The sequence below is a fragment of the Pseudomonas monteilii NBRC 103158 = DSM 14164 genome, from assembly GCF_000730605.1.
Lineage (GTDB): Bacteria > Pseudomonadota > Gammaproteobacteria > Pseudomonadales > Pseudomonadaceae > Aquipseudomonas > Aquipseudomonas monteilii.
Window position 1 is genome coordinate 86,258 of record NZ_BBIS01000023.1, and the last position, 14,699, is coordinate 100,956.

The 14,699-nt window shown below is 63.4% G+C and carries 13 protein-coding genes; 4 read left to right on the forward strand and 9 right to left on the reverse strand.

Annotated features, from left to right (window positions below):
* Nucleotides 1-6: 6 nt before the first annotated feature.
* The 7 genes from PM2_RS13600 to exaC all read right to left on the reverse strand — a co-directional run bounded on the left by PM2_RS13600 (nt 7) and on the right by exaC (nt 7,583).
* On the reverse strand, nt 7-822 hold the full coding sequence (locus PM2_RS13600; RefSeq protein WP_028699129.1) for a M90 family metallopeptidase: 816 nt from the start codon (nt 820-822) through the stop codon (nt 7-9).
* 9 nt (nt 823-831) lie between these two features.
* Nucleotides 832-1,479 carry a DedA family protein gene (locus PM2_RS13605; protein ID WP_016715375.1) on the reverse strand — a complete coding sequence of 216 codons (648 nt, stop codon included), beginning with the start codon at nt 1,477-1,479 and terminating at the stop codon, nt 832-834.
* Nucleotides 1,480-1,664: 185 nt separating this feature from the next.
* Complete coding sequence (locus PM2_RS13610) at nt 1,665-2,123, reverse strand: GNAT family N-acetyltransferase (RefSeq protein WP_016715376.1); 459 nt, start codon at nt 2,121-2,123, stop codon at nt 1,665-1,667.
* Nucleotides 2,124-2,231: 108 nt separating this feature from the next.
* Nucleotides 2,232-3,050, reverse strand: coding sequence for an ethanolamine ammonia-lyase subunit EutC (eutC, locus tag PM2_RS13615; RefSeq protein ID WP_020371285.1), 819 nt, complete (start codon nt 3,048-3,050; stop codon nt 2,232-2,234).
* An 8-nt stretch (nt 3,051-3,058) separates the two neighbouring features.
* Complete coding sequence (locus PM2_RS13620; protein ID WP_016715378.1) at nt 3,059-4,453, reverse strand: ethanolamine ammonia-lyase subunit EutB; 1,395 nt, start codon at nt 4,451-4,453, stop codon at nt 3,059-3,061.
* Between the two features lie 46 nt (nt 4,454-4,499).
* The gene (gene eat, locus PM2_RS13625; RefSeq protein WP_016715379.1) at nt 4,500-5,948 is read right to left on the reverse strand and encodes an ethanolamine permease; all 1,449 of its coding nucleotides are present in this window, start codon (nt 5,946-5,948) and stop codon (nt 4,500-4,502) included.
* A 114-nt stretch (nt 5,949-6,062) separates the two neighbouring features.
* A complete protein-coding gene (exaC, locus tag PM2_RS13630; protein WP_016715380.1) occupies nt 6,063-7,583 on the reverse strand; it encodes an acetaldehyde dehydrogenase ExaC in 1,521 nt (506 codons plus the stop codon).
* A 256-nt stretch (nt 7,584-7,839) separates the two neighbouring features.
* Here exaC and PM2_RS13635 point away from each other — a divergent pair, with 256 nt between their 5' ends.
* The 4 genes from PM2_RS13635 to PM2_RS13650 all read left to right on the forward strand — a co-directional run bounded on the left by PM2_RS13635 (nt 7,840) and on the right by PM2_RS13650 (nt 12,139).
* On the forward strand, nt 7,840-9,813 hold the full coding sequence (locus tag PM2_RS13635) for a sigma-54-dependent Fis family transcriptional regulator (RefSeq protein ID WP_028699130.1): 1,974 nt from the start codon (nt 7,840-7,842) through the stop codon (nt 9,811-9,813).
* Nucleotides 9,814-9,879: 66 nt separating this feature from the next.
* A complete protein-coding gene (gene mpl, locus PM2_RS13640; RefSeq protein ID WP_019097905.1) occupies nt 9,880-11,229 on the forward strand; it encodes a UDP-N-acetylmuramate:L-alanyl-gamma-D-glutamyl-meso-diaminopimelate ligase in 1,350 nt (449 codons plus the stop codon).
* A complete protein-coding gene (ubiX, locus tag PM2_RS13645; RefSeq protein ID WP_016715383.1) occupies nt 11,226-11,855 on the forward strand; it encodes a flavin prenyltransferase UbiX in 630 nt (209 codons plus the stop codon). The genes mpl and ubiX overlap by 4 nt, the downstream gene beginning before the upstream one ends.
* A complete protein-coding gene (locus tag PM2_RS13650; RefSeq protein WP_016715384.1) occupies nt 11,852-12,139 on the forward strand; it encodes a YceK/YidQ family lipoprotein in 288 nt (95 codons plus the stop codon). Before ubiX ends, PM2_RS13650 begins: the two co-directional genes overlap by 4 nt.
* Nucleotides 12,140-12,185: 46 nt before the next feature.
* Here the strand turns inward: PM2_RS13650 and PM2_RS13655 are convergent, their stop codons facing one another.
* Together PM2_RS13655 and PM2_RS13660 are read right to left on the reverse strand one after the other, a co-directional pair.
* Nucleotides 12,186-12,830: an oxidoreductase gene (locus PM2_RS13655; RefSeq protein ID WP_016715385.1), complete on the reverse strand. Its 645-nt coding sequence runs from the start codon at nt 12,828-12,830 to the stop codon at nt 12,186-12,188.
* Nucleotides 12,831-12,857: 27 nt separating this feature from the next.
* Nucleotides 12,858-14,591, reverse strand: a complete 1,734-nt coding sequence (locus tag PM2_RS13660; RefSeq protein ID WP_028699131.1) for a C13 family peptidase — start codon at nt 14,589-14,591, stop codon at nt 12,858-12,860.
* Nucleotides 14,592-14,699: the final 108 nt, after the last annotated feature.

Below are 14,699 nucleotides of genomic sequence, written 5' to 3' on the forward strand. Positions count from 1 at the left end.
GCCCCGTCAGGCCTGGCTTTCGCGGTATTCGGGGTGTTCGGCCTGTAGCTGGCGCAGGCGCGCCAGCGGGTCTTGCCGGTAGAACAGCGACAACTGGCGGTAGACCAATGGATAAGCCTGCTGCAGCAGGTCGGGGGCACTAAAGAAGTATTCGCTGGTGACCGCAAAGAACTCCGCCGGGTTTTCCGCGGCATAGGGGTCGATGGCGGTTTCTGCGTCGGGGTTGGCGTCCAGCTGGCGGTTGAGGTCGTCGTAGGCTTGTTGCATGGCCGTTGCCCACTCATCCACCGGCATGCCGCTGTGCAGCGGGGGCAGGCCGTTGGCATCGCCATTGAGCATGTCGAGCTTGTGCGCCAGCTCATGGATGACGAGGTTGTAGGCCTCCCAGCCGCCACTGGCCAGCACGCCGTTCCAGGCCAGGATGATCGGCCCCTGCTGCCAGGCTTCGCCGCTGTGCTCGCCGTCCCAGACGTGCTCCACGCCACTGGCATCGCGGTGGCGCTGGGGGCTTTTGAAGTCGTCGGGGTACAGGATGATTTCGTGGAAACCCTGGTACCAGTTCAGCTCGCCCAGGTGCAGCAGTGGCAGTTGCGCCTGGGCGGCCAGCAGCAGGCGCTGCTCGTCGTCCAGTTCGACGCCGGGCAGGCAGGTGAGGTGCTTGTCGAGCAGGAACAGGATGCAGGCTTCGCGCAGCCAGTGGTCTTCGGCGTCACTGATGCCGTCCAGCATCGGCAGGCGCTCGCGTACGGCCTGCCATTGCTGGGGGGAAATAGGGTAGCGCGCCAGGGTGCGCTTGCGCCGCCAGGCGCTGAACGACCACATGAGTGGCGGTCAGTGAGCCTTGGCGGCCCGGCCCAGGCGGCCGCGCAGCAGGCCGAGGATCATCGGCACCAGCGACAGGATGATGATGCCCACCACCATCAGCGACAGGTGTTGCTTGATGAACGGCACGTTACCGAAGAAGTAACCCAGGGTAACCAGGCCTCCCACCCACAGCAGCGAACCGGCGATGCTGAAGCCGAGGAAGCGTGGGTAATGCATGTGCGCGATGCCGGCGACGAACGGTGCAAAGGTACGCAGGATGGGCAGGAAGCGCGCCATGGTCACGGTCTTGCCGCCGTGGCGTTCGTAGAAGTCGTGGGTACGCTGCAGGTAATCGCGGCGGAAGATCTTCGAGTTGGGGTTGTTGAACAACCGCTCGCCGGCCGTTCGCCCTATCACGTAGTTGGTACTGTCCCCCAGGATGGCTGCAGCCATCAGCAGGCCGGCCAGCAGCACCGGGTCCATGCCACCACCAGCGGCCACGGCGCCAGCGATGAACAGCAGCGAATCGCCTGGCAGGAAAGGCATTACCACCAGCCCTGTTTCACAGAAAATGACGGTGAACAGGATGGCGTAGATCCAGGGACCGTAATTGGTGACCAGCAGATCGAGGTAGGCATCGAGATGCAGGATAAGGTCCAGCGGGTTGAAATCCATGTACAGCACCTGTGTTCTGGGGCGTAGGCTCGGTTACCTGGGGATGGGTAAATTTTCACACATGACAGGTGGGGCATTATACGGCTAAGTCAGGATCATGCCCGGGGAGTTTGTAGCGGGGGGTTACGGCAGGTGCTTCCTGTGCTGGCCTTTTCGCGGGCACGCCCGCGAAAGGGTCGGGACTGTCAATCCTGGCTGATTGGCAGGATGTAGCTCTTGAACTCGGTGTCTTCACGAAAACCGATGGATTCGTAGGTCTTGTGCGCAACTTCGTTGTCCGCGCTGGTCGAAACCCGCATGCGCACGGCGTTGGTCTCTTTCGCCATTTTCTTCGCCTCACGCATCAGGTGGTCAGCCACCAGCATGCGCCGCGAGTCTTCGGCCACGTAGATGTCGTTGAGTATCCATACCCGCTTCAGCGATAGCGACGAATAGCTGGGGTACAACTGGCAGAAGCCCATCAGCTTGCTGTCGTCATCATCCGGTAGCGCCAGGTAGATCACCGATTCATCCCGTTTCAGGCGCTTTTCCAGAAAGCTGCGCGAGCTGTCGGGATAGGGCAGCTGCCCATAGAACTCACGGTATCTGACGAACAGTGGCGTGAGCAGGTCGAGGTGTTCCAGGGTTGCCTTGATGATGCGCATGTGCGGCCCTCAGAGTCCATTTAGGGAAACAGCGGAATGCCTGCAGCGTTCAAGGGCATGCTGCCCAATGCGCGTCACAAGTGCAATCCGCCTTCCGTGACATGTTTTTTACCCTTTGCCGAGCAGGAAGTTGCCTTTCTGGATGGCGCTGTCTTCACTTTCCAGGCTATGGACCTCGGCTTCGTCCTTCAGATTCACCCCGGAAAGCTGGCGTTTGCAGGCTTCGCGCATCAAGTACAGCAAGCGGTGCGCCGCCATGCCATAGCTCAGGCCCTCCAGGCGGATGTTGGAAATACAGTTGCGGTAGGCATCGGTCAGGCCGACCTTCGGCGCGTAGGTGAAATACAGGCCCAGGCTGTCGGGCGAGCTGAGCCCTGGGCGTTCGCCGATCAGCATCACGGTCATCCGTGCGCCCAGCAATTCGCCGACCTCGTCTGCCACTGCCACGCGGCCCTGCTGCACCAGCACCACAGGGGCGCTGGTCCAGCCATCAGCGGCCGCTTGCTCCTCGAAACGGCTCAGGAACGGTAGGGTGTGGCGATGAACAGCCAGCGCCGACAGGCCATCGGCAACCACGATGGCCAGGTCGACGCCGCCGGGGTTGGCCTGTGCGTGCTGGCGCAGGGTGGCAATCGAGTCTTCGTTGAGCCGCCGGCCCAGGTCCGGGCGCTGCAGGTACTGGTGGCGGTCGCTAGCGGCACTGTGCAGCACCAGGCTGTCACGGCCACGGTCACTCAGTTGGGTCGCCAGGCCGGCGTGGTCGAAGGCCAGGTGCACGGCATCTCGGGCCTGGGCATGGGCGAACTGGAAGTCCAGCTGCGCCCCGGTTGGCAGGCTGGTGCCGGTGCGGCCCAGGGCGATGCGTGCCGGGGTCAGGTTGCGCAGGGCCAGCCAAGGGTTGTCGGGGGTAGGTGTGCGAGGGTCCATGGTCATCCCTATGCAAGCTGTGCCAAGGCCTGGCGGAAGGCCGGCGGCAGGTTGTCACCAAAGCGCACCCGGCCATCGGCCTGGGTGAAGATGCCGGTGCGGGCCAGCCACGCTTCGAATTCCGGCCCGGGCTTCAGGCCCAGGGTCTGGCGCGCGTACAGCGCGTCGTGGAACGAGGTGGTCTGGTAGTTGAGCATGATGTCGTCGGAACCGGGGATACCCATGATGAAGTTGATCCCGGCCACCCCCAGCAGGGTCAGCAGGGTGTCCATGTCGTCCTGGTCGGCTTCGGCGTGGTTGGTGTAGCAGATATCGCAGCCCATCGGCACGCCCAGCAGCTTGCCGCAGAAGTGGTCTTCCAGGCCGGCGCGGATGATCTGCTTGCCGTTGTACAGGTACTCCGGGCCGATGAAACCGACCACGGTGTTGACCAGAAACGGCTTGAAGTGGCGGGCCACGGCATAGGCGCGGGTTTCGCAGGTTTGCTGGTCGACGCCGTGGTGGGCGTTGGCCGACAGCGCGCTGCCCTGGCCGGTTTCGAAGTACATCAGGTTTTGCCCGAGGGTGCCGCGCTTCAGCGACAGGCCCGCTTCGTAGCCTTCCTGCAGTACGTTCAGGTTGATGCCAAACCCGGCGTTGGCCGCTTCGGTACCGGCGATGGACTGGAACACCAGGTCCAGCGGCACGCCACGGTTGATCGCCTCGATCGAGGTGGTGACGTGGGTCAGCACACAGGCCTGGGTAGGGATGTCGTAGCGCTGGATGATGGCGTCGAGCATTTCCAGCAGGGCGCAGATCGAGGCGATGCTGTCGGTGGCCGGGTTGATGCCAATCATGGCATCGCCGTTGCCGTACAGCAGGCCATCGAGAATGCTGGCGGCGATACCGGCCGGCTCGTCGGTCGGGTGGTTGGGCTGCAGCCGGGTCGACAGGCGCCCGCGCAGGCCCATGGTGCCGCGAAAACGGGTAACCACGCGGATCTTCTGCGCCACCAGCACCAGGTCCTGCACACGCATGATCTTCGAGACTGCTGCTGCCATTTCCGGTGTCAGCCCGGGCGCCAGGGCGCGCAGGCTGTCTTCATCAGCCTCTTCGCTCAGCAGCCAGTCACGCAGGCCGCCCACAGTCAGGTGGCTGACCGGTGCGAACGCCTGGGCATCGTGGGTATCGACGATAAGGCGGGTAACCTCGTCATCTTCGTAAGGGATCAGCGCTTCATTGAGAAAATGCGTCAGCGGGATATTGGCCAGCGCCATCTGCGCAGCGACGCGTTCGCCGTCGTTGCTGGCCGCAACGCCTGCCAGGTAGTCCCCGGAGCGTGCCGGGCTGGCCTTGGCCATCACTTCCTTGAGGCTGTCGAAGCGGTAGACCAGGTGGCCGACCGTGTGTACGAAACTTGCCATACAGAATCTCCAGAGCCGCAGGTTGCCCTGCGGCGGGTGGCGGCAATCAGTGCAGGGCCTCTTCGGCCTTCTGGATCGCGGCGAATTCCTCTTCCGGTGTGCCCGCAACCAGGTGGTGGCGGCTGTAGAAAGCAAAGTAGGCAATTAATACCGCATAGATCACTGCGGCGCCAATCACCACCCGTGGGTCGACCAGGAAGCCGGCAACCACAGCGATGCAGGCCAGCACCAGCGCGACGCCCGAGGTAAAGATGCCACCGGGGGTGCGGTATGGGCGCTCCATCTTCGGCCGGCGGATGCGCAGGGTGATGTGTGCGGCCATCATCAGCACGTAAGAAAGGGTAGCGCCGAATACGGCTACCAGAATCAGCAGGTCACCCTGGCCGGTCAGCGACAGGGCAAAGCCGATGATGCCGGGGATGATCAAGGCCAGTACCGGTGCCTTGCTTTTGTTGGTTTCCGACAGCTTGCGCGGCAGGTAGCCGGCGCGGGACAGGGCGAAGATCTGCCGGGAATAGGCGTAGATGATCGAGAAGAAGCTGGCGATCAGCCCGGCCAGGCCGACCAGGTTGACGAAACCGCCCATCCAGGTACTGCCGCCATAGGCTTTGGACAGTGCCTCGACCAGCGGGTTACCGGACGCTTTCAGTGCTTCGGAGCCTGCACCGCCGGGGCCGACTACCAGAATCAGCAGGGCGAAGGCCAACAGTACCAGCATGGCACCGATCAGGCCGCGTGGCAGGTCACGCTTGGGGTTCTTGGTTTCTTCGGCGGCCAGCGGCACACCTTCGACAGCCAGGAAGAACCAGATGGCATAAGGAATGGCCGCCCACACGCCCACATAACCGAACGGCAGGAAGCTGCTGGCGCCCACCGCGTCCGTTTTGGCGATGTCGAACAGGTTGGCTGCATCAAAATGGGGCACCATGCTCACCAGGAACACCGCCAGGGCGATGGCGGCGATGGCGGTGATGATGAACATCAGCTTCAACGCTTCCCCCACACCGAAGATGTGGATGCCGATGAACACGATGTAGAACGCCAGGTAGATCATCCAGCCGCCGATGCCGAACAGTGACTGGCAATAAGCGCCGATGAACACGGCAATGGCGGCAGGGGCGATGGCGTATTCGATCAGGATCGCCGTACCGGTCAGAAAGCCGCCCCACGGGCCGAAGGCGCTGCGGGCAAAGCCGTAGCCGCCGCCTGCGGTAGGGATCATCGACGACAGCTCGGCCAGCGAAAAGCACATGCACAGGTACATGGTGGCCATCAGCAAGGTGGCGAGGAACATGCCGCCCCAGCCGCCTTGGGCCAAGCCGAAGTTCCAGCCGGCATAGTCGCCGGAAATGACGTAAGCCACGCCCAGGCCGACCAGCAGTACCCAGCCGGCGGCGCCTTTTTTCAGTTCACGTTGCTGGAAATAGTCCGAGCCGACTTTTTCGAAGTCGACAGAAGAGCCTGCCGGCGAGCCGGCGGAATGATCGCTTGGCATAGTTTCACCTGTTCTTTTTCTTGGTGGCCGGAAGGGTTCCGGGCCGATGGTGATGGGTACTGCAGGAAGCGAGCCAGAGCGGTTCGTGAACGCGAACCGCTCTGGCTGACGGGCTTAGAAGAAGCCCAGCGGGTTAATGTCGTAGCTCACCAGCAAGTTCTTGGTTTGCTGATAGTGGTCCAGCATCATCTTGTGGGTCTCACGGCCAACACCGGACTTCTTGTAGCCGCCGAACGCCGCATGCGCCGGGTACAGGTGGTAGCAGTTGGTCCATACGCGGCCAGCCTTGATCCCACGGCCCATGCGGTAGGCACGGTTGATATCGCGGGTCCACACGCCGGCACCCAGGCCGAACTCGGTGTCGTTGGCAATCGCCAGGGCTTCGGCTTCGTCCTTGAAGGTGGTGACGCTGACCACCGGGCCGAAGATTTCTTCCTGGAACACGCGCATCTTGTTGTTGCCCTTGAGCAGGGTCGGCTGGATGTAGTAACCGGTGGCCAGCGAGCCTTCCAGTTTTTCCACCTTGCCGCCGGTCAGCAGCTCGGCACCTTCGTCCTGGGCGATCTGCAGGTACGAGAGGATCTTCTCGAACTGCTGTTGCGAAGCCTGGGCGCCGACCATGGTGTCGGTGTCCAGCGGGTCGCCGCGTTTGATCTGCAGCACCTTCTTCATCACCACTTCCATGAACTGCGGGTAGATCGACTCCTGTACCAGTGCCCGGGATGGGCAGGTACACACTTCGCCCTGGTTGAAGAACGCCAGCACCATGCCTTCGGCCGCCTTCTCGATGAAACTCGGCTCGGCTTGCATGATGTCTTCGAAGTACACGTTCGGCGACTTGCCGCCCAGTTCCACGGTGGATGGAATGATGTTTTCGGCTGCGCATTTCATGATGTGCGAGCCCACCGGGGTGGAGCCGGTGAAGGCGATCTTGGCGATGCGCTTGCTGGTGGCCAGGGCTTCACCGGCTTCGCGGCCAAAGCCTTGCACCACGTTGAGCACGCCTTTTGGCAGCAGGTCGCCAATCAGTTCGACCAGCACGGTGATGCCCAGCGGGGTCTGTTCGGCAGGCTTGAGCACCACGCAGTTGCCCGCGGCCAGTGCCGGGGCAAGTTTCCAGGCGGCCATCAGGATCGGGAAGTTCCACGGGATGATCTGCCCGACCACGCCCAGCGGTTCGTGAATGTGGTAGGCCACGGTGCCTTCGTTGATTTCGGCAGCACCGCCTTCCTGGGCGCGGATGCAGCCGGCGAAGTAGCGGAAGTGGTCGACCGCCAGCGGGATGTCGGCGTTGAGGGTTTCGCGGACCGGCTTGCCGTTGTCCCAGGTTTCGGTAATCGCCAGCAGTTCGAGGTTTTGCTCGATGCGGTCGGCGATCTTCAACAGCACGTTGGAGCGGTCCTGCACTGAAGTGCGGCCCCAGGCGTCGGCAGCGGCGTGGGCGGCGTCGAGCGCCTTATCGATGTCTTCGGCAGTGGAACGGGGGAATTCGGCGATCAGTTTGCCATTCACCGGGGACGTGTTTTCAAAGTACTGCCCCTTGACCGGAGCTACGAACTCGCCACCGATGTAGTTGCCGTAGCGGCTCTTGAAGGAAACCTTCGCGCCCTCGGTACCGGGATGTGCGTAACGCATGGTGTGTCTCCTGGCTGTTATGTTTGTTGAGGAGTTGCAAAGCGTAGAGCAAAGGTTGGGCCAGCGTTTCGCACGCCAGTCAAATCAATGACTTGGGTCAGCTACCAAGGCCCTGTGATTGGCCGCTGTACCAGCCCCGGTACGCGCGGGGGTGACACTTTGTGCCATTTGCGACACGTCACAGGCGGGTGCATTGCAAAGGCTTCCCGGGTGGAGGATGCTGGCGGAACTCTCTATCTGCGGAGAACTACAACAAATGCAGAGCAATCCTTTCATTCGCCATGCCCAGCAAGTGCATACCGTTGCCCATGGTGGGGCCGGGGAGGGGGGCAGTGACCCGTCCATTGCCCGCTCCTGGCTGCGCTGCCTGGAGGACTACCACCTCGACCCTTCGGTGATCGAGGCGCCCGTGGTGCTTGAGCATGGGCGTTTGCTGGAAAGCCGCGAGCGCCTGCGCCAGGTGCTGCAAATTGCCGATCATGAAATGAACAGCCTGCACCAGCAGCTTTCCGGCGCCGGCCATGCGGTACTGCTGACCGACGCCCGCGGGGTGATCCTCAACTGCGTCAGCGCGGCCACCGAGCGGCGCAGCTTCGAGCGTGCCGGGCTGTGGTTGGGCGCCGACTGGAGCGAGGCGCGCGAGGGCACCAACGGCATCGGCACCTGCCTGGTCGAGCGCCAGGCATTGACCATTCACCAGAACGAGCACTTCCGTGGCCGCCACACTGGCCTGACCTGCTCGGCCAGCCCAGTGTTCGACCCGCATGGCGAACTGCTGGCGGTGCTGGATGTGTCATCGGCACGGCCTGACGTTTCGCGCCAGAGCCAGTTCCACACCATGGCGCTGGTGAACCTGTCGGCGAAGATGATTGAAAGCTGCTATTTCCTGCGCCACTTCGAGCAGCAGTGGCTGTTGCGTTTTCACCTGCAGGCCGAGTCGGTCGGCCTGTTCAGCGAAGGCCTGCTGGCGTTCGACGGCGATGGGCGGATTTGTGCTGCCAACCAGAGCGCGTTGAACCTGCTGGGCAGCGTGCGCGGTGGCGTGCTGGGCAAACACGTGGAGCGTTTTTTTGCCTGTAGCCACGACGAACTGTTCAGCCGCGCCACCCCCGCTGGCAGCACGGTCTGGCCGCTGCATACGCTGGACGGTCGCCAAGTGTTTGCCAGCCTGCGCGGCAAGGCCCGTGCGCCCGTGTGGTCGGTGCCTGTTGCGCAACCCTTGCCCATGCACCCGATGGAACCGGCCATCTGCCTGCTCGACCCGGCTCTGCAGAACGAATTCCGCCGCAGCGTACGGGTGTTCGAGCGTGACGTGCCGCTGTTGCTACGTGGTGAAACCGGTTGTGGCAAAGAAGCGTTTGCCCAGGCCGTGCACCAGGCCAGCGGGCGACGCGGCAAGCCGTTCATCGCCATCAACTGTGCCTCGATCCCGGAAAGCCTGATCGAGAGCGAGTTGTTCGGTTACCGAGGCGGCAGTTTTACCGGAGCACGCAAAGAAGGCATGCGCGGCAAGCTGCTGCAGGCCGATGGCGGCACCTTGCTGCTGGACGAGATCGGCGACATGCCGCTGGCCTTGCAAACCCGCCTGCTGCGGGTACTGGAAGAGCGCCAGGTGGTGCCCATCGGTGGCGAGCCGCAAGCGGTGGATGTCCGTATTGTCAGCGCCACCCACCGCGACTTGCTGGAGCGGGTGGAGCAGGGCAGTTTCCGTGAGGACCTGTATTACCGCCTGAATGGCCTGGAGGTGGCGTTGCCGGCGGTGCGTGAGCGCAGTGACAAAACACAGCTGCTGGACTTTTTGTTGCATCAGGAGGCGCAGGGGCAACGTGTCGAACTGGAGCCCAGGGCGCGTCAGGCGCTGCTGGACTTTGCCTGGCCGGGTAATGTGCGGCAGATGCGCAACGTGCTGCGTACCTTGGTGGCGCTTTGCGAGAACGCCCGAATCGAGTTCTCGGATCTCCCCGCTATTGTTCGCGAGGGCTTCGCCCTCGATCGCCGGCAAGCCAGCTCCCACAGGTACTGCACCAAGCCTGAGGGGCGTGCAAACCCTGTGGGATCTGGCTTGCCGGTGATAGGGCCAGTTGTGTTGGAGGATGCCGAGCGCCAAGCGCTGATGGCGACCCTGGAGGCAAAACACTGGCACTTGACCCGTGTCGCCGAGCATCTGGGCATCAGCCGCAATACCTTGTATCGAAAACTGCGCAAACACGGCATTGCGAGGGCCGACTGAGCGAAACAGCGGGTGCGATTTGTCGCGCCCTGGGCTACCCTGCCTCGATGTTTTGCGAGGTCGACCATGCATATTCACATTCTCGGTATTTGCGGCACTTTCATGGGCTCGCTGGCGGTGCTGGCCAAGGAACTTGGCCATCGCGTCACCGGCTCGGACGCCAACGTCTATCCCCCGATGAGCACTCAGCTCGAAGCCCAGGGCATCGAACTGACCCAAGGCTATGACCCGGCCCAGCTGGACCCGGCACCCGACCTGGTGGTCATCGGCAACGCCATGTCACGCGGCAACCCGGCAGTGGAATACGTGCTGAACAAGGGCCTGCCCTATGTTTCCGGCCCGCAGTGGCTGGCTGACCATGTGCTGCAAGGCCGCTGGGTGCTGGCTGTTGCCGGTACCCACGGCAAGACCACCACCAGCAGCATGCTGGCCTGGGTGCTGGAGCACGCCGGCATGAGCCCGGGCTTCCTGATTGGCGGTGTGCCGCAGAATTTCTCGGTATCGGCCCGCCTGGGCGACACGCCGTTCTTCGTCGTCGAAGCCGACGAGTACGACAGCGCCTTCTTCGACAAGCGCTCGAAGTTCGTGCATTACCACCCGCGTACCGCGATCCTCAACAACCTTGAGTTCGACCACGCGGACATCTTCCCGGACCTGGCCTCGATCGAGCGGCAGTTCCACCACCTGGTACGCACCATTCCGAGCGAAGGCCTGGTGATTCACCCTACCACCGAGCAAGCGCTGGAGCGGGTGATCGGCATGGGCTGCTGGACCCCGGTGCAGACCACAGGCGTTGGTGGCCAGTGGCAGGCGCGCCTGCTCAGCCCAGACGGCTCGCGTTTCGAAGTGTTGTTCGAAGGCGAAGCGCAAGGCGTGGTGGACTGGGCACTGACGGGCCAGCACAACGTTGCCAACGCGCTGGCCACCCTGGCCGCCGCCCGCCATGTCGGCGTGGCCCCGGCCATGGGCATCGAAGGCCTCAGCGCGTTCAAGAGCGTAAAACGGCGCATGGAAAAGGTGGCCGAAGTGCAGGGCGTGACCATCTACGATGATTTCGCCCACCACCCGACTGCCATCGCCACCACCCTCGATGGCCTGCGCAAGCGTGTTGGCGAGGCCCCGGTGATTGCCGTGATCGAACCACGCTCCAACTCGATGAAGCTGGGCGCCCACCGTGACGGTTTGCCAGAGAGCGTCAACGACGCCGACCAGGTGATCTGGTACGCCCCGGCCAACCTCGGCTGGGACCTGGCGGCCACCGCCGCGCAGTGCAAGGTCCCGAGTGTGGTAGCCGACAGCCTTGACGCGATCATCGAGCGGGTCAAGGGCCAGGCCCGCCCGGGCACTCATGTGGTGATCATGAGCAACGGCGGCTTTGGCGGCCTGCACGGCAAACTGGCCGAGGCGCTGAAGTGAGCGGGCCGGAACGCATCACCCTGGCCATGACGGGCGCCTCGGGCGCCCAGTATGGCCTGCGCCTGCTCGATTGCCTGGTGCGCGAAGACCGCGAAGTGCACTTCCTGATCTCCAAGGCCGCGCAACTGGTAATGGCCACCGAGACCGACGTGCTGTTGCCGGCCAAGCCCCAGGCGATGCAGGCCTTCCTAACCGAATACACCGGCGCCGCCGACGGGCAGATCCGCGTGTATGGCAAGGAAGACTGGATGTCGCCGGTGGCCTCCGGCTCCGGTGCCCCGGCGGCGATGGTGGTAGTGCCTTGTTCCACTGGCACCTTGTCGGCCATTGCCACCGGTGCCTGCAACAACCTGATCGAACGCGCTGCCGACGTTACCCTCAAGGAGCGTCGGCAACTGATCCTGGTGCCACGCGAAGCCCCGTTTTCCACCATCCACCTGGAAAACATGCTCAAGCTGTCGCAGATGGGCGCGGTGATCCTGCCGGCGGCACCGGGCTTCTACCACCAGCCGCAGACCATCGACGACCTGGTCGACTTTGTCGTGGCGCGTATTCTCAACCTGCTGAACATTCCCCAGGACATGTTGCCACGCTGGGGTGAGCACCACTTTGGGGTGGATGATTGAAGCGAGCGTTGGTGGGGGTGCTGGCGCTGGTTATGCTGGGGGGCTGCGCCACGGTACGCACGCTGGATGCCGCCAAGCCCGGGGCGCCGGTGGTGTATGCCGGCACCCGGCTGGATTTGTACGTAATCAATGGTGGGTGTTGCCCGCGAGATCACTACGGGGCTGATGCACCAGCCTATCCTGGGCTGGACCTGCCGGGGAGCATGTTGCTCGATACCCTGTTGTTGCCGTTGTCGTTACTGACAGCAGCCGGTGTAGGCTTCCAGGCCACCGGTGGCCTGTAACGGCCCTTTCGCGGGCTGCCCGCGAAGAGGCCGTCATAGGTAACGCCTATTTCTTGCCCAACCTGCGCAACTCATCCGACTCCACAACCCGTATCCCGTCCTCTTCCTCTAACGCCAGCCGCCAAAGCGCTCGCGCCAGGGTGCAAGCCTCGATCCCCCGGTATTTACCCGGTATCAGCTTGGAAAACGGCGAAACCAACTGCTCACTGAGGCGTGGCTGAATGCGTTCGCCCAGCAGCAACGACGGCCGCACGATGGTCAACTGCGGCCAGTCCTGAGCCTTCAGCGCCTCTTCCATCTCACCTTTGACCCGGTTGTAGAAAATCGACGATTTCGGGTCGGCACCCAGCGCGCTGACCACCAACAGATGCCGCGCGCCCATTTCCCGGGCACGTTTGCTGAACGCCACCACCATGTCCAGGTCCACCGCACGGAACGCCGATTCGGAGCCGGCCTGCTTCAGCGTGGTGCCCAGGCAGCAATAGGCGATATCGACCCGCCCGGCCAACTGAGGAAGGAATACCGCCGGGTCGCCCACCGGGTTTTCCAGGTGCGGATGCTCGGCCAGCGGCCGGCGAGTGGGCGCCAGTACGCGGGTGATGGTGGGCTCGTTGAGCAGGCGGTCGAGCAGGTGTTCACCCGTCAGACCTGTGGCACCGGCAAGCAGGACATGCTGAGGCGTCAAATACATGATGTCTCTCCCTTGTTACACACAATTCTAGCGGTTGCCGGGCGTTTCCGCTCGTCGCCCCGCGCTGGCTTGTGTGGCGTTACGCAACGCTTCTTCGGCCTGTTGCCGGCGCAGCTGCTGCCAGTGCTCAAGCACGGCGGGCGGCGCCCACAGCTGCGGCTCGGAGGCCTCGAAGCCTTCCCTTTGTTCTCTTTCGGCAACGCTGGTACGTGCCAGTTCAAATGCCTGTTTGAGGTCGTCGGTCTGGTTCAGCGCTTCGGCGAACAGGGCATCGCCAAAGTAGGTGAAGTCGGCCTCTTCCGAGCAACCGAAAGACACGCGGTCGGCCCGGGCCGCCGTCATGATCAGCGTGCGCTCATCCTTGAGCGGGGCGATGTAGCCCCCTGAATAGCAGGCCGAGATGACGATTACCTTGTCTCGATTCTTGAGCGGCGCCAGGGCAGTGGCCAGTTCGTCGGCGGAAAGGTCAGCCAACTGCAGGCGCGGCTGGTCGAGCACCAGTTGATGGTCCTGGCTGCCATGGCTGGTAAGGTAGATGAACACCAAGTCTTCAGGGCCGCTGCGCTCGGCCAGGGTGCGGGCGGCACGGGTAAGGTTTTCGCGAGTGGCCATGGGGCGGGTGGCCATGTGGTCGCGGTGGTTGACCAAGGTCACCTGGCCACGGGCGCCAAAGCGCACCTTGAGCATGTTGCTGACGTAGTCGGCTTCGCGCAGGAACACGCTCTGCTGGCCATCCCCGGCCACCACCAGGCTGTACAGCTGGATCGATGGGGCTGAGCGTGGGACACGGGCCAGCGCCTCGTCCAGCAGGCGGCCCTGATTGAGCAGGGCCAGGTCCAGCGGATCGGGTAGCAACTGGCCGTTCTGGTCGCGTACCCGCACGCCATTGACCCAGACGCCGCTTTCGACCTTGCCGCTGGCCAGGATCAATCGCCCATGCCCGTGGTAGGCATCGTTCAGGAAGCCGCCGATGTACTTGCTGCCATCGGCCAGCTGCAGGCTGCCCTGGCCCGACAGGCGCCAGTCGGCGAACTCGCCTTTGTAATGGCTGCCATCGCTGCCCAGCAGTTCGCCTTCGCCGATCAATGAGCCATCCTTGAATTCGCCAATCCACACATCGCCATCGGCGTTTTCGTAACGGCCGCGACCTTCCAGGCGGTTGTCCTTGAACTCGCCGATGTACTGTTCACCGTCAACGCTGTCGTAGGTGCCGCTGCCTTGCAGCTCGCCGTTGACGAAGCGGCCACTGAACTGGTTGCCGCTGGCATCGCTGCGTACGCCGGCGCCGTTGGGTTTGCCCTTGGCGAACAGGCCCTGGTAGCGGCTGCCGTCGGCCAGTTCCAGTTCGCCAGCGCCGTCGTAGAGGTCGTCCTTGAACTGGCCACGGTAGGTCTGGTCGGCTTGCTTGAGCGTGCCTTCGCCATCGCGGCGGCCATGCTTGAAGGTGCCGGCATAGTGGCTGCCCGGCGTGGTCAGGTCGCCCAGTCCCTGGAACAGCCCCCCGGCGAACTGGCCACGGTACACCTCGCCGTTCTGGCCGTGCCATTCTCCCTGGCCGTGCCACTGGCCGTCCTTGAAGCCGCCGGCGTACCAGCTGCCGTTGGGGTAGTCGATACGGCCCTCGCCCTGCAGCAAGCCATCGACCACCTGCCCCCGGTAACGCCCGCCGTCAGGCAAGCGTGCGTCCGGCGGAAGCAGCGATTCGCCATCGCCACAGGCGGCGAGCAGCAAGACCAAGGTAATGGGGAGCAGTGGACGCATGGCGAGGACCGGGCAATAGGTCTGCCGAGTATGACGCAGAATGGGATCCTGAGACAGCGAGGGCATGGCCGCTGATAAGCGCATGCCTTGAGTTGTTCTGCGCCTATG

Coding starts and splice junctions, on each gene's coding strand:
- PM2_RS13600 (WP_028699129.1), bottom strand. CDS start 822: ATGTGGTCGTTCAGCGCCTGGCGGCGCAAGCGCACCCTGGCGCGCTAC.
- PM2_RS13605 (WP_016715375.1), bottom strand. CDS start 1,479: ATGGATTTCAACCCGCTGGACCTTATCCTGCATCTCGATGCCTACCTC.
- PM2_RS13610 (WP_016715376.1), bottom strand. CDS start 2,123: ATGCGCATCATCAAGGCAACCCTGGAACACCTCGACCTGCTCACGCCA.
- eutC (WP_020371285.1), bottom strand. CDS start 3,050: ATGGACCCTCGCACACCTACCCCCGACAACCCTTGGCTGGCCCTGCGC.
- PM2_RS13620 (WP_016715378.1), bottom strand. CDS start 4,453: ATGGCAAGTTTCGTACACACGGTCGGCCACCTGGTCTACCGCTTCGAC.
- eat (WP_016715379.1), bottom strand. CDS start 5,948: ATGCCAAGCGATCATTCCGCCGGCTCGCCGGCAGGCTCTTCTGTCGAC.
- exaC (WP_016715380.1), bottom strand. CDS start 7,583: ATGCGTTACGCACATCCCGGTACCGAGGGCGCGAAGGTTTCCTTCAAG.
- PM2_RS13635 (WP_028699130.1), top strand. CDS start 7,840: ATGCAGAGCAATCCTTTCATTCGCCATGCCCAGCAAGTGCATACCGTT.
- mpl (WP_019097905.1), top strand. CDS start 9,880: ATGCATATTCACATTCTCGGTATTTGCGGCACTTTCATGGGCTCGCTG.
- PM2_RS13655 (WP_016715385.1), bottom strand. CDS start 12,830: ATGTATTTGACGCCTCAGCATGTCCTGCTTGCCGGTGCCACAGGTCTG.
- PM2_RS13660 (WP_028699131.1), bottom strand. CDS start 14,591: ATGCGTCCACTGCTCCCCATTACCTTGGTCTTGCTGCTCGCCGCCTGT.